The sequence below is a fragment of the Microlunatus endophyticus genome (assembly GCF_014646195.1).
GTDB classification, from domain to species: domain Bacteria; phylum Actinomycetota; class Actinomycetes; order Propionibacteriales; family Propionibacteriaceae; genus Microlunatus; species Microlunatus endophyticus.
In genome coordinates, this window is sequence record NZ_BMMZ01000015.1 from 87,167 (window position 1) to 104,310 (window position 17,144).

General features: G+C 67.3%; 17 protein-coding genes. 13 read left to right on the plus strand and 4 right to left on the minus strand.

The genetic code is table 11. The features are described 5' to 3' along the window. Positions 1-4 precede the first annotated feature (4 nt). Entirely contained in the window at positions 5-343 is a 339-nt protein-coding gene (locus IEY07_RS21655; protein WP_188897804.1) for a hypothetical protein, read from the plus strand. A 302-nt stretch (positions 344-645) separates the two neighbouring features. Further along, positions 646-4,254 (plus strand): transcription-repair coupling factor, encoded by a 3,609-nt coding sequence (gene mfd, locus IEY07_RS21660; RefSeq protein WP_188897806.1) that lies wholly within the window; start codon positions 646-648, stop codon positions 4,252-4,254. A gap of 22 nt (positions 4,255-4,276) precedes the next feature. Here mfd and IEY07_RS21665 read toward each other — a convergent pair whose 3' ends face one another. Further along, the gene (locus IEY07_RS21665; protein WP_188897808.1) at positions 4,277-4,801 is read right to left on the minus strand and encodes a hypothetical protein; all 525 of its coding nucleotides are present in this window, start codon (positions 4,799-4,801) and stop codon (positions 4,277-4,279) included. A gap of 151 nt (positions 4,802-4,952) precedes the next feature. Then, a complete protein-coding gene (locus IEY07_RS21670) occupies positions 4,953-5,471 on the minus strand; it encodes a hypothetical protein (protein ID WP_188897811.1) in 519 nt (172 codons plus the stop codon). A gap of 208 nt (positions 5,472-5,679) precedes the next feature. Here IEY07_RS21670 and IEY07_RS21675 point away from each other — a divergent pair, with 208 nt between their 5' ends. From IEY07_RS21675 to IEY07_RS21720, 10 genes are all read left to right on the plus strand, one after another. Further along, positions 5,680-6,201 carry a SurA N-terminal domain-containing protein gene (locus tag IEY07_RS21675; protein WP_188897813.1) on the plus strand — a complete coding sequence of 174 codons (522 nt, stop codon included), beginning with the start codon at positions 5,680-5,682 and terminating at the stop codon, positions 6,199-6,201. A gap of 38 nt (positions 6,202-6,239) precedes the next feature. Then, entirely contained in the window at positions 6,240-6,869 is a 630-nt protein-coding gene (locus IEY07_RS21680) for a nucleoside triphosphate pyrophosphohydrolase (RefSeq protein ID WP_188897888.1), read from the plus strand. Between the two features lie 67 nt (positions 6,870-6,936). Continuing rightward, positions 6,937-7,299: a hypothetical protein gene (locus tag IEY07_RS21685; RefSeq protein ID WP_188897815.1), complete on the plus strand. Its 363-nt coding sequence runs from the start codon at positions 6,937-6,939 to the stop codon at positions 7,297-7,299. A 145-nt stretch (positions 7,300-7,444) separates the two neighbouring features. Beyond that, on the plus strand, positions 7,445-8,725 hold the full coding sequence (gene eno / locus IEY07_RS21690) for a phosphopyruvate hydratase (RefSeq protein WP_188897817.1): 1,281 nt from the start codon (positions 7,445-7,447) through the stop codon (positions 8,723-8,725). Between the two features lie 14 nt (positions 8,726-8,739). After that, on the plus strand, positions 8,740-9,465 hold the full coding sequence (locus IEY07_RS21695) for an FtsB family cell division protein (RefSeq protein ID WP_188897819.1): 726 nt from the start codon (positions 8,740-8,742) through the stop codon (positions 9,463-9,465). A gap of 23 nt (positions 9,466-9,488) precedes the next feature. Beyond that, a complete protein-coding gene (locus tag IEY07_RS21700) occupies positions 9,489-10,490 on the plus strand; it encodes an aldo/keto reductase (protein ID WP_188897821.1) in 1,002 nt (333 codons plus the stop codon). A 38-nt stretch (positions 10,491-10,528) separates the two neighbouring features. Continuing rightward, positions 10,529-11,059: a DUF501 domain-containing protein gene (locus IEY07_RS21705; protein ID WP_188897823.1), complete on the plus strand. Its 531-nt coding sequence runs from the start codon at positions 10,529-10,531 to the stop codon at positions 11,057-11,059. Continuing rightward, positions 11,056-11,991, plus strand: coding sequence for a Ppx/GppA phosphatase family protein (locus tag IEY07_RS21710; RefSeq protein WP_188897825.1), 936 nt, complete (start codon positions 11,056-11,058; stop codon positions 11,989-11,991). Before IEY07_RS21705 ends, IEY07_RS21710 begins: the two co-directional genes overlap by 4 nt. A gap of 10 nt (positions 11,992-12,001) precedes the next feature. Continuing rightward, positions 12,002-12,517: a glycine cleavage system transcriptional repressor gene (locus tag IEY07_RS21715; protein ID WP_188897827.1), complete on the plus strand. Its 516-nt coding sequence runs from the start codon at positions 12,002-12,004 to the stop codon at positions 12,515-12,517. 35 nt (positions 12,518-12,552) lie between these two features. Continuing rightward, the gene (locus tag IEY07_RS21720; protein WP_188897829.1) at positions 12,553-13,113 is read left to right on the plus strand and encodes a peptide deformylase; all 561 of its coding nucleotides are present in this window, start codon (positions 12,553-12,555) and stop codon (positions 13,111-13,113) included. 15 nt (positions 13,114-13,128) lie between these two features. Here the strand turns inward: IEY07_RS21720 and IEY07_RS21725 are convergent, their stop codons facing one another. After that, complete coding sequence (locus IEY07_RS21725; RefSeq protein WP_188897831.1) at positions 13,129-13,500, minus strand: VOC family protein; 372 nt, start codon at positions 13,498-13,500, stop codon at positions 13,129-13,131. A gap of 69 nt (positions 13,501-13,569) precedes the next feature. Between IEY07_RS21725 and IEY07_RS21730 the strand changes: the two genes are divergently transcribed. Further along, complete coding sequence (locus tag IEY07_RS21730; protein WP_188897832.1) at positions 13,570-15,219, plus strand: metallophosphoesterase family protein; 1,650 nt, start codon at positions 13,570-13,572, stop codon at positions 15,217-15,219. On the opposite strand, the gene IEY07_RS21735 is transcribed toward IEY07_RS21730, so the two are convergent. Next, the gene (locus tag IEY07_RS21735; protein ID WP_188897834.1) at positions 15,216-17,090 is read right to left on the minus strand and encodes a SpoIID/LytB domain-containing protein; all 1,875 of its coding nucleotides are present in this window, start codon (positions 17,088-17,090) and stop codon (positions 15,216-15,218) included. The two genes, IEY07_RS21730 and IEY07_RS21735, sit on opposite strands and share 4 nt — an antisense overlap. Positions 17,091-17,144 lie beyond the last annotated feature (54 nt).

Here is a 17,144-nt window from a genome sequence, read left to right on the forward strand (position 1 = left end):
CGCCATGTCATTGCAGGATGTGCTGGCCGAGGTCGCCGAGGAACGTGCCCGTCAAGACGCGAAGTGGGGCCCGCAGAACCACCCCGACGGCACCGGGATGGCGTACGGGTTGAGCGCGGTTCCCGAACTGGACGTCGATTTCGCCAAGCAGCGTTGTGATGCGGCCTTCGCGCGAGGTGCCGGCACCTGGGAACACATCCTGTACGAGGAATTCTGCGAGGCGATGGCCGAGGACGATCCCGTCCGGTTGCGTGCCGAACTGCTCCAGACCGCTGCCGTCGCGGTGCATTGGATCGAGGCGCTCGACCGGCGTCACGCATCGCGGCAGTTGGCTCAACAGTGAGTCGGACGTGAGGTGATCGTGACCTCGTGGTGAGTTAACTGACCTGTACGGCGCTTAGGTTCTTGTGTCAGACCCGGATCATCGACCGACGCGATGATCCGCTGGGGGACAGCGGCCCCGGCGGGCTGCAGGGCCCCGCCGGGGCCGTTCTCGTCCACCATCTCCGGGTCCTTCCAGAATTCCCGGGTCCTTCCAGAATTCCCGGGTCCTTCCAGAATTCCCGGGTCCTTCCAGAATTCCCGGCTCGAGGTGCTCAGTCGAGCAGTCTGCACCCGCACGGCCGCACAGAGTAAGCTGTCTCGGTGACCCTTGCGGGACTCATCGATCTCATCACCTCCGAACCCACCATCTCCGAGAGCCTCGGTGATGCGCGCTCGCATACCGTCAGCGCGCTCGACCTGACCATGCCGCCGCCGTTGCGGCCCCTGTTCGCCGCGGCCATGGCAACTCCCGCCGACCGCGGCGGCGCCGACTCCCCGGTACTCCTGGTCACCTCGACCTACCGGGAGGCCGAGGACGTCACCGAGACCCTGCAGTCGCTGCTGGACCCCGACGAGGTCGCGTACTACCCGGCCTGGGAAACCCTGCCGCACGAACGCCTCAGCCCGCGCTCGGACACCGTCGGACGGCGGCTCGCTGTGCTGCGCCGGCTGGTCCATCCGGAGGATTCCGGCAAGCGACTCAAGGTCGTCGTCGCGCCGATCCGTAGCGTGCTGCAACCCCAGGTCAAAGGTCTGGCCGAGCTGAAGCCAGTGCATCTGCGCACCGGCCAGGACTTCGACATCGGTGACCTGGCCCAGGCGCTGGTCGACGCCGCCTACGTCCGCGTCGATCTGGTCGAGCGGCGCGGCGAGTTCGCCGTCCGCGGCGGGATCGTCGACATCTTCCCGCCGACCGAGGAACATCCGGTCCGGATCGACTTCTTCGGCGACACCGTCGACGAGATCCGCTATTTCGCGGTTGCCGACCAGCGCTCCTCCGACGACGTGATCGACGAGGTCACCGCCTCCCCGTGCCGAGAGCTGTTGCTCACCGACCAGGTGAAGCTGCGCGCGATGGAGCTGATGGAGGACCATCCCGAGCTGTCGGAGATGCTCGAGCGGATCGCGCAGGGCTACGCCGTCGAAGGCATGGAGTCGCTGTCGCCGGCGCTGGTCGACGGCATGGAGCTGCTGATCGATCTGCTCCCGGACGGCACCCATGTGCTGGTCTGCGATCCGGAGCTGGTGCGCACCCGGTCTGCCGACCTGGTCAAGACCAGTGAGGAATTCCTGTCCGCCTCCTGGGCGGCGGCCGCAGGCGGCGGCAAGGCGCCGATCGACCTCGGCTCGTCGGCCTACCGGCCGCTGGGAGACATCCGGGCGCACGCCATCGAGCGGGGGCTGGCGTGGTGGACACTGTCGCCGTTCAGTGCCGGCCCCGACGATGCTCCGGCCCTTCGACAGGCTCAGGCTCCGTTGCGGACCGAAGAGGGCGACATCATTGACTTCTCCGCCGCGGTCAGCACGCGTGGGGTGGAGTCGCGAACGGTTTCGGCGCAGATTCCCGACACCCATCCCGGTGATGCCGAGAAGTCGATCACCGAGATCGGTGATCATGCCCGCGACGGCTGGCGCGTCGTGCTGGTCGCCGAGGGCCGGGGCACCGCCCAGCGGATGGTCCAGATGCTCGGCGAGGCCGACGTCCCGGCCAAGCTGATCGAGGACCTGGTCAGCGGCCCAGAGCCGCAGGTCGTCACCGTCAGCACCGGGGCGCTGCGCACCGGGTTGCTGATCGACAAGATCAGACTCGCCGTCTACACGACCGGTGATCTTTCCGGCCAGCATCAGGTCGACCGGTCGGAGCGTAAGATGCCGGCCCGGCGCAAGAAGCAGATCGACCCGCTGGAATTGCAGCCCGGCGACCCGATCGTGCACGAGCAGCACGGTGTCGGTCGCTACATCGAGATGGTGCAGCGCGAGGTCGCGGGGTCGACGCGGGAGTATCTGGTCGTCGAGTACGCGGCCAGCAAACGGGGCCAGCCAGGCGACCGGCTGTACGTACCGATGGACCAACTCGATCTTGTCACCCGCTATGTCAGCGGCGAAGCTCCGACGCTGGACCGGATGGGCGGCTCGGACTGGTCCAAGCGCAAGGGCCGGGCGCGCAAGGCGGTCCGCGAGATCGCGGCCGAGTTGATCAAGCTGTACGCCGCCCGCCAGGCCAGCAGGGGATTCGCGTTCTCGCCGGACACCACCTGGCAGCGCGAGCTCGAGGACGCGTTCAACTACGTCGAGACGCCGGACCAGTTGTCCTGTATCGACGAGGTCAAACACGACATGGAGCAGATCGTGCCGATGGACCGGCTGATCTGCGGTGATGTCGGCTACGGCAAGACAGAGATCGCCGTACGAGCAGCATTCAAGGCGGTCCAGGACGGCAAGCAGGTCGCGTTGCTGGTGCCGACCACATTGCTGGTGCAGCAGCACTACAACACCTTCGCCGATCGCTACGCCGGTTTCCCGGTCAAGGTCGGCGCGCTCAGCCGCTTCTCCTCCGACGCCGATGCGAAGGCGACCGTCGAGGGCCTGGCCGACGGGTCGATCGACGTCGTGGTCGGCACCCACCGGCTGATCAGCGACAAGATCAAATTCAAGGATCTCGGGCTGGTGATCATCGACGAGGAACAGCGATTCGGCGTCGAGCACAAGGAGTCGCTGAAGCGGCTGCGGATGGACGTCGACGTGCTGGCTATGTCGGCCACCCCGATCCCGCGGACCCTGGAGATGGCGGTCACCGGCATCCGCGAGATGTCGACGATCACCACGCCGCCGGAGGAACGCCATCCGGTGCTCACCTTCGCCGGCCCGTACGACGAGGCGCAGGTGACCGCCGCGATCCGCCGGGAACTGCTCCGTGAGGGCCAGGTCTTCTACGTCCACAACCGAGTGCAGTCGATCGAGAAGGTGGCCCGCCGGATCCGCGAGCTGGTGCCCGAGGCGCGGGTGGTGGCCGCCCACGGCCAGATGAGCGAGCAGCGTCTGGAACAGGTCATGGTCGACTTCTGGGAGCGCCGCGCCGATGTGCTGGTCGCCACCACGATCGTCGAAGCGGGGTTGGACATCTCGTCCGCCAACACCCTGCTGGTCGAGCGCGCCGACGTGCTGGGCCTGTCGCAGCTGCACCAGCTGCGAGGCCGGGTCGGCCGTGGCCGGGAGCGGGGGTACGCGTACTTCTTGTATCCGCCGGAGAAGCCGCTGACCGAGACCGCACACGACCGGCTGGCCACCATCGCCGCGCACACCGATCTGGGTGCCGGCATGGCGGTGGCGATGAAGGACCTGGAGATCCGGGGAGCGGGCAACTTGCTCGGCGGCCAGCAGTCCGGTCACATTGCCGATGTCGGTTTCGATCTGTACGTCCGATTGGTCGGCGAGGCGGTCGCCGAGTATCGCGGCGACCAGCCCGAGGCTGAGCCCGAGGTCAAGATCGAACTACCGATCGACGCCCATCTGCCGACCGACTACGTCGAATCCGAACGGCTCCGGCTGGAGATGTACAAGCGGATCGCGGAGGTGCGCAGCTCCGAGGACATCGACGCCGTCCGGGCCGAACTGACCGACCGCTACGGCGCCCCCGGCGCAGAGGTGGAGAACCTGTTGTCGGTCGCGGCGTTCCGGATCCTGGCACGCAAGGCGGCGCTGTCCGATGTGGTCGCCCAAGGCAACTTCATCCGCTTCTCCCCGGTCGACCTGCCGGATTCGAAGCAGTTGCGGCTGAAGCGACTCTATCCGGGCAGCGTGATCAAGGAGAAGGCCGGCCTGATGTTGGTGCCGCGGCCCCGCCCGGCGCAGATCGGCGGACCGCAGATCAAGGACGCGGAGCTGCTGCTCTGGTGCACGGAAGTGATCAACAGCGTGTTGCTGGCCTGACCTGCCGTGGGCAGATCCCGAGCTAACGCACGAAGATCCGGCCGAAATGGTGCAGCAGCTCGGTTCGTGAGCCGCCGGCCTCGGTCGACGGCTCGGAACGGGGCAGCACGACCGGCTGCTCCTCTGGGCAGCCATGGGTCATCCTCGCCGACAACCAGCTGGCGGCGGCCGGAACCGCGACCAGCGCGAGCAGGGCAAAGGGTCCGGGAACGCCGGCGGTGAGCGCCAGCAGCTGGGTGATCAACAGCACCGGCGCCGTGATCGCTACCAGGGTCACGGCGTAGCGGACACCCAGTTTGGTGAGGATCGACAACCCGAGGACGACGGCTGTGCAGCCGAGGATCGACAACTCGATGCCGTGGAAGTAGGACGACAGGCATTCCAATCCGGCGAGGATCCCATTTCCGTCCGGGGCGCGGCAGTAGCCGCGAGCGAACACGGTGGTCGCCAGGATCGACAGGCCGACTCCTGCTCCGGCTGCAGCGGTCAGATAGGCGGCAGCCAGGCGACGTCGCCCGTCCGGCGCCGGGCGAATCACCCATCTCATCAGCGATGGGTGCACTGGTGACCTCATCAGCATGTTTTCATCGTCCTGATCGAGGGGTGGGTACCACCGCATTGCTCAGCTAAACAATGCCACTTCCGGATCACAGCCTGATCACGGAACCAGCCGGGCCCGAACAGATCAGCACCGGCGATCAGAGCAGCAGCCCGGCCCCGAATGCGGCCAGGACCAGGGCGAGTAGGGCCGTGCAGCGCGGCACCCAGTGGGTCACGACGTCGCGGCGTCGGTTCGGTGGTTCGGAGAACCACGCGGCGACTCCCGGGGCCAGCACGACCAGTCCGATCAGTACCGGTAGATGGTCGGTGTTCAGGCTTGCGCCGGCCATCACCAGTGCACTGCCGATCCAGAAGGACCAGCCGAGCCGGAAGTGCAGGGCGAGCATCAGCTGGGTGACCACGGCCAGCACGATCGCGCCGATCAGTCCATACGCCAGCCGGTCGCTGCAGGCATAGCCGCGCAACTGACAGTTGTTGGAGGTGATCAGCCCGGCGCCGACGACCGGCAGCGCGAGAATCGCGGCCAACAAGGTCAGTCCGTACGCCTGACTGACCCGGGCCAGACCGTAGCGGCGGGCTCGCTCGGGAAACGCCTCGCCGATCTCCAGGGGATCGGTCACGGCGTCCGGGGGAGCGAACGGACGAGCAGCCAACACTTGCACGATTCTTGTCGGCTGCGCTGCCGAAGTCCTCAACCCTCGGGACCAACTCCCGGCCGGCCGGTGTCATCCTCTGGTAGTAGTCACTCTGCTGGTGGGGCTCTGGTCATGGGCACTGGTCGTCGGCGGTCCGGGATCGGGCGTGACGTAGGATCTGGCGGGAATCCGCCGCGGGCGGGACACGACCAGCAGGAGCAGCACATCGATGAGGAATCCGGGTAGGACTGTGCGGTTGATCGCCGTGGCCGGCGTACTGAGCGGTGCGGCCGTGCTCGGTGGATGCGCCCAGACCGGCGCCGTCGCGGCGACCGTCGACGGCACCCGGATCAGCACCAGCGACGTCGACCAGACCTTCGCCGGAGCCCAGGAGGTCAGTCTGGGCTCGTCGCAGCAGGTCACCAAGGACCAGGTGCTGTCGATCATGATCCAGGCCACCGTCGCCGATCAGGTGGCGCGGCAGCGCGGCATCACGATCACCGACGCCGACCGCGACAAACAGCTCAATCCGGCCGTGCTGGACATCGCCGATGCCCACGACTTCGCCTACGACGTCGCCGACATCCAGGTGGTCAGCGGTGCGATCGGCGAGAGCGCGCTGGCCAAAGCGGTTGCAGCGGCCGACGTCCGGGTCAACCCCCGGCTGGGCAGTTGGGACCCGAAGCAGTCGGTGAATGTGGTTCCGGGCGTCGCCTCGCTCTCCCAGGTCGCGCAGAACCGGCCCCAGTGACGCAGGACGCCGCCGAGGTCGCTCGGCTGGTCGCGGTGATGGGCAGACTGCGGGCCGAGTGCCCCTGGGACGCCCAGCAGACGCACCGGTCCCTGGTGCAATACCTGATCGAGGAGACCTACGAGGTCGTCGAGGCCATCGAGGGGACGCGCGACGGGGGCGAGACGCCGATCCCCGCTCACGACCATCTCCGCGAGGAACTCGGCGACCTGCTGTTCCAGATCGTCTTCCACACCGCCATCGCCCAGGAGACCGATCCCGACTTCACTCTTGCGGCGGTCGCGGCCGGAGTGGCGGACAAGTTGATCGCACGGCATCCGTACGTCTTCGGCACCGAAGCCGTGCCTGAGGACCTTGACGGTTCCTGGGAGAACCGCAAGGCCGCCGAGAAGGGCCGCCGGTCGGTCCTGGAGGGCATCCCGGACCAGCTCAGCTCGATCGCCCGGGCCAACAAGATCATCAGCCGCGCCCGATCCCGGGCGGTGCCGGCCGAGTTGCCGGTGCCGGACGAACCAGCTGGCTCGCCGCTGGACGCCCGGACGGTCGGCGACCAGCTGATCAGCCTGATCGCCCGGGCCCAAGCCGGCGGGATCGATGCCGACCAGGCCGCGCGGGATGCCGTACGACGATTGGAACGCCAGGTCACCGAGGCCGAGGCAGATCGCTAGTCGACTCGGTGGAAACCGGGGGTTTTCCCCAGTCCGCCGACGCCTGCGCAGAGCTAGATTGATAGCCATGCCGGTTCCCTCGTACGAGTCCCAGCGCGAAGCTGCTGCGGCCATCAACGCGCGCCGGGAGCTCGGACTGGAGTACGAGGAGCAGATCGCCGCCGGGCTGGCCGAACGCGTCGAGTACGCCGTCTGGCAACAGCGGCAGGCAGACGACGGACGGACCCGGATCGAGCTGGCCAAGCTCGAGGACACCAAGCTCGAACGCGGCCAGCGGCTGGCGCTGACGATCGTCTCTCTCGGCGTCGGTATCCCGATCACCGCGATCGCGGCCCACGACGCCGGGCTGATGGGCGTCGGGTTCTCCTGGGCCGGTATCGCTGTGGTGAACGGGATCTTCAATTTCGGACGCAACCGTCACCGCCGCTGAGGTCCCTGAGTTCGTCGAAGGTCTCTGAGCTTGTCGAAGGGCGGCATGGCGTTCACCGGGACGACAACCGTCGCCGTTAGGCTGGGGACCCGGCGGCAGGGCGTATGCCTCCGCCGTGACTTTGCGGATCAGGAAGGCAAGTTCTGTGGCCAGTATCGAGTTCGTCGGCGCCCGTGAGATTCTCGACTCCCGAGGCAACCCGACAGTCGAGGTGGAAGTCCTCCTCGACGACGGTTCCGAGGGCCGCGCGGCGGTCCCGTCCGGTGCCTCAACGGGTGCGTTCGAAGCGGTTGAGCTTCGCGACGGGGAGAAGCGCTACGGCGGCAAGGGTGTGACCAAGGCCGTCGCCGCGGTGATCGATCAGCTCGGCCCCGAGGTCGTCGGCTTCGACGCCAGCGAGCAGCGGCTGATCGACCAGACGATGATCGATCTGGACGGCACTCCCAACAAGGGCAAGTTCGGCGCCAACGCGATCCTCGGCGTCTCGCTCGCGGTGGCCCATGCGGCCGCCCAGTCGGCCGAACTGCCGCTCTACCGCTACCTCGGCGGCCCGAACGCGCACACCCTGCCGGTGCCGATGATGAACATCATGAACGGCGGCGCGCATGCCGACTCCGACGTCGACGTCCAGGAATTCATGATCGCTCCGATTGGTGCGGCCACCTACGCCGAGGCGCTGGAGAGCGGCGTTTCGGTCTATCACACCCTCAAGTCGGTCCTGAAGAAGCAGGGCTTGGCCACCGGATTGGGTGACGAGGGTGGCTACGCCCCGAACCTGCCGGCGAACCGGGCCGCGTTGGAGCTGATCGCCACAGCCGTCGAGCAGGCCGGCCTCAAGCTCGGTACCGACATCGCGCTGGCCCTGGACGTGGCCAGCACCGAGTTCTACGCCGACGGTGCCTACACCTTCGAGGGCAAGAAGCTCTCCAGCGACGAGATCGTGGCAATCTACGAGCAGTGGCTTCAGGACTTCCCGATCGTCTCGATCGAGGACCCGCTGGCCGAGGACGACTGGGCCGGCTGGAGCAAGCTGGTCGGCCAGGTCGGTGACAAGGTGCAGATCGTCGGCGACGACCTGTTCGTCACCAACGTCGAGCGGCTGCAGCGCGGCATCGACGAGAAGGCAGCCAACGCGCTGCTGGTGAAGGTCAACCAGATCGGTTCGCTGACCGAGACATTCGAGGCCGTCGAACTGGCTCATCGCAACCAGTTCCACTGCATGATGAGCCACCGTTCCGGTGAGACCGAGGACACCACGATCGCCGACCTGGCGGTCGCGACCAACGTCGGCCAGATCAAGTCCGGTGCTCCGGCCCGGACCGACCGGGTGGCCAAGTACAACCAGCTGCTGCGGATCGAAGAGGATCTGGACGACGCCGCCCGCTACGCCGGTCTGTCGGCGTTCCCGCGCTACCAGGCTCGCTGAGGCAGAGACAGGCGATGCCGACTTCGCGAGGATCGCGCAGTTCCGGACCCGGTCGCCGACCAGCGACCGGGCAGGGCGGGCTGCGCGGGACCGGCGCCCGCCCCGGTGAGCGCACCTCGCGGAGCCGGGTCGGCAGTCGTCGTCCGGGAGCCACCCGTAAGCCGGCTTCGGCCCCGACCGCGTCGGAGGAGACCGGTCCGACCATCGTCCGGGAGGAGTCCCGGGTCACCGGCGCCGCACGGCAGCGGGCCAGCGTCACCTCCCGGGCGATCGCGCTGGCGGTCGTACTGCTGATACTGACCATCTCGTACGCCTCCAGCCTGCGGGTCTACTTCAACCAGCGGCAGCAGCTGGCGCAGACCCGGCAGCAGATCATCAGATCCCAGGCCGACATCAACAGCCTCAGCGACGAGATCTCGCGCTGGAACGATCCCGACTACGTCCGCACCCAGGCCAGGATCCGGCTGGGCTGGGTGCTGCCGGGCGAGCGCGGTTACCGGGTCGTCGACGCCAACGGCAAGCCGATCTCCGGGGACACCGAGATCGCCGGCAACAGCCAACCGCGGCCGACTCCCAAGACGCCCTGGTACTCCAAGCTGATGGGCTCGGTCGACGCAGCCGACCATCCGCAGCCCGCCAAGCCGGATCCGGGCGAGGCACCGCCGATCACCAAGAACAGCAAGCCGGACGACTCGGGCCCCACCGGCTCCGGCAAGCCCACCAGCAAACCGACCGGATAATCACTGGCGATAGGCTGGTGATCATGACCGAGACGTCGTCGTCCAGCTCGTCTAGCACCACCCCTGCCGCAGCCGGACGCCGGCTCGGGCCCGACGGCCCCGTGGTCAGTGCGATCGGGTTCGGAGCCTGGGCTATCGGCGGACCTGCCAGTCGCGACGGCCGGCCGATCGGATGGGGGGAGGTCGACGACCGGGAGTCGATCGCCGCCGTGCACACCGCCTTGGACGCGGGCGTCACCTTCTTCGACACCGCCAACGTGTACGGCGCCGGGCACTCCGAACGCGTGCTCAGCAAGGCGCTCGGCGCGGTCCGCGACGATGTTGTGATCGCTACCAAGTTCGGCAACGTGATTGACGAGGAGAAGCGGATCGCGGTCCGCCACGACACCTCGCCGGAGCAGATCCGCGAGCAGTGTGACGGCTCATTGAGCCGACTGGGGACCGACCACATCGACCTCTACCAGTTGCATGTCGGCGATCTGCCGCTGGAGCAGGTCGACGGCGTGCTCGAGACGCTGGAGGAGCTGGTCGCCGCCGGCAAGATCAGGGCGTATGGCTGGAGCACCGACGACCCGCAGCGGGCCGAGGCCTTCACCAAGGGCCCGCATTGCGCCAGCATCCAGCAGTCCTTCAGCATCGTGAACGGCAACGCCGAGACGCTGGCCGTCTGCGAACGCTACCGGTTGGCCAGCATCGTCCGCGGTCCGCTGTCGATGGGGCTGCTGACCGGCAAGATGAGTCGGGACACCGTCTTTGCGCCCGACGACACCCGGACCGTCGGCTTCGACTGGGAGGGCGAGCACGGCCGCAGACTGGATGCGCTGGAGAAGATCCGCGGCATCCTCACCGAGGACGGCCGGAGCCTGGCGCAGGGTGCGCTGGGCTGGTTGCTGGCCAGGAGCCCGAATTTCATCCCGATCCCCGGTATCCGTACGGTTGCCCAGGCCTTTGACAATGCGGGCGTGCTGGCCGTCGGTGCGCTGACCGAGGACCAGATGGCCCGGATCGCCACCGCGCTGGCCTGACGGTCGGACGGCCTTCGAGGACCTGAAAGACTGTCGGGGTGCTGGAGCCTTACACCGACATCGACGAGGCGACCGTCGCCGCCCAACTCGGCCGCACACCGCGGGGAGTCGCCGGGGTCGCGTACCGGTGCCCGTGCGGTAGACCTGCCGTGCTGGCCACTGAACCCCGGCTGCCGGACGGGACGCCGTTCCCGACGACCTACTACCTCACCTGTCCACGCGCGGTGGCGGCCGCATCCCGGCTGGAATCCACTGGACGGATGGCCGAGTTGACCGAACAGCTGGGAACCGATCCCGAACTCGCCGCCGGCTACCGGTCCGCACACGAGTCCTATCTCGCTGACCGGAGTGCTCTGGGCCAGGACGTGCCGGAGATCGCCCGGGTGAGCGCCGGCGGCATGCCGGACCGGGTCAAGTGCCTGCACGCGCTCGCCGCCCACGCATTGGCCCGGCCCGGGGTGAACCCGATCGGCGACCAGGCCCTGGCCGAGATGGGGGACTTCTGGCGGCCGCCATGCCTGCCCGGATTCGACCCCGAAACACCCGGCGATCGACGGGAGGCATCATGAACGGACCGGTCGCGGTCGTCGATTGCGGCACCAACACGATCCGGTTGTTGATCACCGGGCCCGACGGCAACGGCGGTCTGTCCGAGATCGAGCGCCGGACCAAGATCGTACGGCTCGGACAAGGCGTCGACGCGACCGGTGAATTCCATCCCGACGCCCTGGCCCGGACCTTCGCCCAGGCGGAGCAGTACGCCGACCTGATCAAGTCCCAGGACATCCCGGCCGAGCGGGTCCGATTCATAGCGACCTCGGCCAGCCGGGACGTCAGCAACCGGGACGAATTCCTCGAAGGCATCCGGCAAAGACTGGGCGTCACCCCCGATGTGATCACCGGCGACGAAGAAGCAGCGCTGTCCTTCGCCGGCGCGCTGTCCGGTGCCGACGACCCGCACACACCCGTGCTGGTCACCGACATCGGCGGCGGGTCGACCGAGTTGATCATCGGCAACGCCGCGGGCACCGCCGACCACGCGGTGTCGCTGGACATCGGCTCGGTCCGGGTGACCGAACGCTTCCTGCACGATGATGCGCCCAGCGCTGATGATCTTGGTCGGGCGGCCGCCTACATTGATCAACTGCTGGACGGCGAGCAGATCGAATGGCCTGCGGTCCGGACCTGGATCGGGGTCGCCGGCACCCTCACCACCTTGGCCGCCGTCGATCTCGACCTGACCGAATACGACCGGTCGAAGGTCCACGGTCATCAGATCAGGATCGCCGACCTCAACGCGATCTCGGCGCGGCTCTCGGCGCTGTCCGCCGAACAGATCCGCGGTCTCGGCGCCGTCGATCCGCAGCGGGCGGACGTGATCAGCGCCGGCGCCCTGATCGCGACCAGGATCGCCGCCAGGCTCCAGGTCGGCTCGCTGACCGTCAGTGAGGCCGACATCCTGGATGGCGCCGCGCTGGAGCTGATCGGCACCGAGCGGTGATCATGGCATCATGACGACTCTTGCGATCACGGTCATCTCGGCTGATCGGCCCGGGATCATCGCCCGGGTAGCGGGGGCACTGTCCGGACTCCGGATGAATCTCACGGACTCGTCGATGACCGTCCTCAGCGGGCAGTTGGCGATGACCTTGATCTGCGCCGGCGAGACCCCGATCGGCGCTGTCCGGGACGCGCTGGGCGAGGCCGCCGGCGATGATCTGATCATCCACGTCCTTCCGGTCGGGGCTCAGGTCGTGCCGACTGTCCCGAGTGCGAGCTATCTGCTGACGGTTCATGGTGCAGACCGGCTCGGCATCGTCTCCGGACTGACCACCGTTGTGTCCGAAGCCGGCGGCAACATCACCGATCTGACGACCCGGCTGGCCGGGGGCCTGTACGTGCTGGCAGCCGAGATCGACCTGCCGGCTGATGCTGACGTGACGGCACTCCGGGACCACCTCACGGTGACGGCAGCGGCCCTCGGTGTGGAGGCCGAGCTGCAGCCGCTGGAGCGCGACGAGCTCTGATGGGCTCATCCGATGCGCGATCTGACGCGCTCCTGATGCCGACGTCCGTGCTCGCGCAACTGGGTGGCGGACGGGTCCGCGAGGTCGTCACCGCGCCGGCAGCCGTGCTGTCGGAACCCGGCCCCGAACTGGATCCCACGGATCCCGACGTCGTCCGGCTGTGTGCCGACCTGATCGCCACGATGCGGGTCTCGCCCGGGTGTGTCGGGCTTGCTGCACCACAGATCGGGGTCGGCGGACAGGCATTCTGTGTCGACGTCAGCAATCACGCCAAGACCCGGACGTGCCACGGTCTGATCGTCCTGGTGAACGCCGTAGTGACTGCCGCCAGCCGCAATGTCAAGGGACGGGAGGGCTGCATGTCGGTCCCGGACCTGACCGGGGACGTCAAGCGCGCCGCTCGGCTGACGGTGTCCGGCAGACTGCCCGTCACCGGTGAGGAGGTCTCGATCAGCACCGATGAATTCGAGGCACGTGCCCTGCAGCACGAGATCGATCACTGCGGGGGCCACCTGTTCATCGACAAGGTCGCCGGTGCGCACGCGCTGCATCCGCGAAAGGTCTACCTGCCGGCCGCCGACTCCCGGGTCGAATAGGTCCGCGGCAGCCGATCAGCCCAGCTCACAGAGCTGCTGGAACTCGACCCGGTTGCCGAACACGTCGTAGGTGTGGAAGCGCAGGACGCCTTCGATTTCACCGTCGGAACGTACGCACTCGTGGCCTGCCTCGACCAGACGGCTCTGCAACCCGTCCAGATCGTCGACGAGAAAGGCGGGATGGGCCTTCGCGGCCGCCGTGAAGGGTTCCTCGACGCCGAGATGCAGGAACGCGGCACCTGATCGGAACCAGCAGCCGCCCCGTCTGCGGAGCGCCGCCGGTTTGGCGATCTCGGACATACCGAGGAGGTCGCCGTAGAAGGTCCTGGCCAGTTCCTCCTGCCCTCGGGGGATCGCGATCTGCACGTGGTCGATTCCGGTGATCATGCGCCTCCCAGCAAGTATCTTGACGTCAAGATACCAGGAAAATCTTGCGAGCCGCATAGTCTGGGGCCGATGGGGGTTCTCAATCGCGGGCTGCTGACGACAGTGTTGCGCGCCGTTCTGACGCTGTGTGTGAGTGCCGTGCTCGCGGCCCCGCTGGCTGTCGCGTGGGGGATCGGTCGGACCGAGATCACCGACTATCTCGGCGCCAATGAGGTGACGATCGCCGTCGACTACACCGGCGAGACCCGGTTGGACCTGGGCCTGCTCGGGAATGCCTACCTGCCGATGGCGTACGGGCCGGTCGGTCTGACCGTGACGGCGCACGGATTCTCCGACGGCGCCGACGGCTCGATCCTGTCCGAGAACACCCTGAAGTCCTATCTGAATCTCTACTACGACCCGCAGCAGGCGATGGCCGGCATCGAGCAGGGACTGGTGGACAACGCCGTCGGGCACATCGTGTGGGCCGAGATCACGCTGGTGCTGATCATGATCGGCTGGACCCAGCGGCGTCGGTTCCTCAGCCCGCGGCTGGTGCGGATCAGTGGCGGCCGGCGCGGCGTGCTCGGCTATCTGGTGGTCATGATCACCGTCTCCGCCGTGGTGATCGCACCGCCGGCACGACAGCCGACCGAGCGCTATGACGTCACCGTCGCCGACGGGACCCGGTTCGCCGGCCTGACGGTGGATTCGGCGGTGCTCGCCGACCTCCTTGATCGCGGAGTCGCCGGGGTGAGCAAGATGGCCGATCGGCAGCAGGCGTCGATGAACGACTACGTCGACCAGGTCACCTCGCAGCTGATCAAGGACTCCTACAAGCTGTCGCCACCACAGCCGAGTGAGCAGTTGATCTTCGGGATCAGCGACCTGCACTGCAATCTGGCGATGATCCGGATCTGGAGCCAGCTGGTCACAATGACCCAACCGGAGCTTGTCTTCAGCAACGGCGACGACACCATGAACGGCACCGCTACCGAGAAGTCCTGTGTCACCCGCGAACGGGCGATCGCCGCGAACCGCCCCTTCGTCGACGTTGGTGGCAATCACGACTCGCCGATCACCGAACGGCAGATGAAGGATGCCGGGGCGACGGTGCTGGACGGCAAGGTGACCGAGGTCGACAGCGTCCGCTTTCTCGGTGACGACGACCCGCAGTACAACCCGCCCTTCAGCACTACGCGGATCCAGGAGCGCAATGAGGCCGAGGCGCAGCTCGGTCAGCGGATGATCAACCAGGCCGCCGGCCGCAACGTCGACGTGATCTCGGTCCATCAGCCCGACGCTGCCTGGCCCATCGTGCGGGCGACCGAACCGCCGGCGAAGTTGATCACCTGGGGACACCTGCACGTCCAGTACGGACCCGAGGTGATCACCCATCCCGACGGCTCCTGGACCGTGGCTCTCCAGATGGGCACGGCGGGTGGTGTTGCGGCGCCGACCATCACGTCCTTCAGCACGCCCTTCAGTCCGCCCCGAACGTCGGCCGACGGCTACTTCTTCTATCGCGACCGGGCGACCGGGTTGATCACCGCGGTCCAGCCGGTGCACTGCATGCCCAACGGATCGGTGGTCGTCGACGACAAGATCCCGACCGGTGATCTTGCCGATCTGCCGCCCGAGACCCGCAACCGGCTGGGTGGTGGCGCGGCGACGCCCAGCCCGACGGGAACGCCGGTGCGGTCGCCGGATCCGTCACAGACCGCGACCCCGGCGCGCTAGACGTGCGGGGTGATCTTGGTGAACCAGTCCGACATCAGTCCGAGCGAGGAACGCCAGGAGTCCGCGACTCTGGTCACCGACTTCGTCGTTCCGGTCGCCGACGTCGCCTTCAGCGTCTTGACCTGTCCACTGCCGTATTTCGCGGTGATCGTCACTGACCTGACTGTCGGAAGATCGAAGATCTTGGACAGCGTCGCCTCGCTGACCGTGTCGGTCCAGGCCTTGTCTGCTGCCGGCAGGCCGGCCGCCTTGGCGGTGTACGGGTCGGCAACGCCCTGCAGGTAGGCGATCTTGGTCGATCCGAAGACGTCCTGATTGGATCCCGTACGACCTGAGGCACCGGTCGCGGCGAAGTAGGTCGTCTCGATGAAGTTGCCCTTGTAGGTGAGAATCTTGTCGCTGGTCTTGGTCGTCGTCGCGTCGACGGCCTTCTTCCAGGTGGACCCGTAGGAACCGCCCTGCTTGGACCAGCCGGTGTAGTTCTGCGACCGGGTGTCGTCGTACAGGTTGCAGTTGCACGCCGTGCTGGTACTCCTCAAGATCGTCTGGACCGCGTAGCCGCGGGCCACGATCGCCTGCGCCTCGAGCGCCTGCAACCCCTTGCCGGACCCGGATGCTCCCCACGACGACGGCATCTCGTCGATGCCGTACAGGTATTCGGTGTTGAGCAGCACGTTGTTGACGACGTTCGGCTGGGACTTGCCGTCGATGCCGGTGATCACCAGTTCGCCGTTGTGGTAGGTGCCCTGCGCCCCCCTGACCGTCGCGTACGCCGCCACACCGCTGGCCGAGTAGAGCGTCGTGCCGGACCACTGCACCTCGAGTTTGGTCCCGGTGTAGCTGGCAGCGCCGATCGTGATCTTCGGCTTGTGGGAGGCGATCGCGACCTTCATGGAGACTGGACCACTGCCGGATTTGAGCGTCTTCACTGTCGACGTGGATGCGTTGATCAGACGCCACTTCGGCTTGCCGGTGGTCGTCGGCGCGATCGTGATCGTCGTCGTGGTCTTGGAGTCCGAGCCCGGGCCGTACACCTGCACGCCGATGCGACGGCTGGGGTTGGTTGATGCGCCGACCGTCGCGCCGGGGTAGTAGGTCTTGAGGATCTTCGCCGCCGAGTAGCCGTCGAGCGCCATCGCGTAGGCGCCGTACTGGGACATCCCGACGCCGTGCCCGTACCCCGAGCCGCTGATCATGAAGGATGACGGCGGTTTGACAGTGATCGTGTGCGACGCCGATGTCGCGACACCGGGCTTGTGGAAGCGGTATTTCGTCGTCACCGTCGGTGTGACGGTGACCGAGCCCTTGCCCTTGGTGATCTTGAGCGTGGTCACCCGTACCCATGCCGACCCGCTGTAGCGCTCGAGGGCGATCGTCGCGGTCGGCATCGCCTTGCCGTCATGGTGATAGGTCGCGCTGAGCCGGGTCGAGGTGCCTTTCACGATCGTCGTGCCCGCGGACCCGCCGAGCCAGTACGCCGCGTGCACGCTGAGCTTCACCGAGGCCGACGTCTTGCCGGTCGAGGTCCGGGCACGGTAGGTGGTGGTCGACGACGGCCTGACCGATACCTTGACCGTCCCTTTGGCGCTGGTCGTGGCGCCCATGACCCGCTTCCACCTAGACCCGGACTTGCGGTCCAGCGCGACTTTGCCGCGGTGTCCGGCGGTACCGGCCTTCCACATGATCGTGAAGGTTGTCGACTTGTCGGTGAAGCCGGTGGACGGGCCCGAAAGTGTCACATGCGTTGTGGCGGCCTCAGCCGGCGGCGGTGCGACGAAGGTCGTCACCACCAGAACCAGCGCGATGAGGCCGGCGAGGACAGCCGGACGTGGACGGACCGCGGGCAGGGCGAGCTGACGTGTCGGGGGCACGCTCGGTATGGTCGCGCACTTTCGGTCCCACCGCTGCAAGATCGTTAAGATCGC

Coding starts and splice junctions, on each gene's coding strand:
- IEY07_RS21695 (WP_188897819.1), top strand. CDS start 8,740: ATGCCGACTTCGCGAGGATCGCGCAGTTCCGGACCCGGTCGCCGACCA.
- IEY07_RS21675 (WP_188897813.1), top strand. CDS start 5,680: ATGAGGAATCCGGGTAGGACTGTGCGGTTGATCGCCGTGGCCGGCGTA.
- IEY07_RS21655 (WP_188897804.1), top strand. CDS start 5: ATGTCATTGCAGGATGTGCTGGCCGAGGTCGCCGAGGAACGTGCCCGT.
- IEY07_RS21680 (WP_188897888.1), top strand. CDS start 6,240: ATGGGCAGACTGCGGGCCGAGTGCCCCTGGGACGCCCAGCAGACGCAC.
- IEY07_RS21685 (WP_188897815.1), top strand. CDS start 6,937: ATGCCGGTTCCCTCGTACGAGTCCCAGCGCGAAGCTGCTGCGGCCATC.
- IEY07_RS21700 (WP_188897821.1), top strand. CDS start 9,489: ATGACCGAGACGTCGTCGTCCAGCTCGTCTAGCACCACCCCTGCCGCA.
- IEY07_RS21725 (WP_188897831.1), bottom strand. CDS start 13,500: ATGATCACCGGAATCGACCACGTGCAGATCGCGATCCCCCGAGGGCAG.
- IEY07_RS21720 (WP_188897829.1), top strand. CDS start 12,553: ATGCCGACGTCCGTGCTCGCGCAACTGGGTGGCGGACGGGTCCGCGAG.
- IEY07_RS21710 (WP_188897825.1), top strand. CDS start 11,056: ATGAACGGACCGGTCGCGGTCGTCGATTGCGGCACCAACACGATCCGG.
- IEY07_RS21665 (WP_188897808.1), bottom strand. CDS start 4,801: ATGAGATGGGTGATTCGCCCGGCGCCGGACGGGCGACGTCGCCTGGCT.
- IEY07_RS21730 (WP_188897832.1), top strand. CDS start 13,570: ATGGGGGTTCTCAATCGCGGGCTGCTGACGACAGTGTTGCGCGCCGTT.
- IEY07_RS21715 (WP_188897827.1), top strand. CDS start 12,002: ATGACGACTCTTGCGATCACGGTCATCTCGGCTGATCGGCCCGGGATC.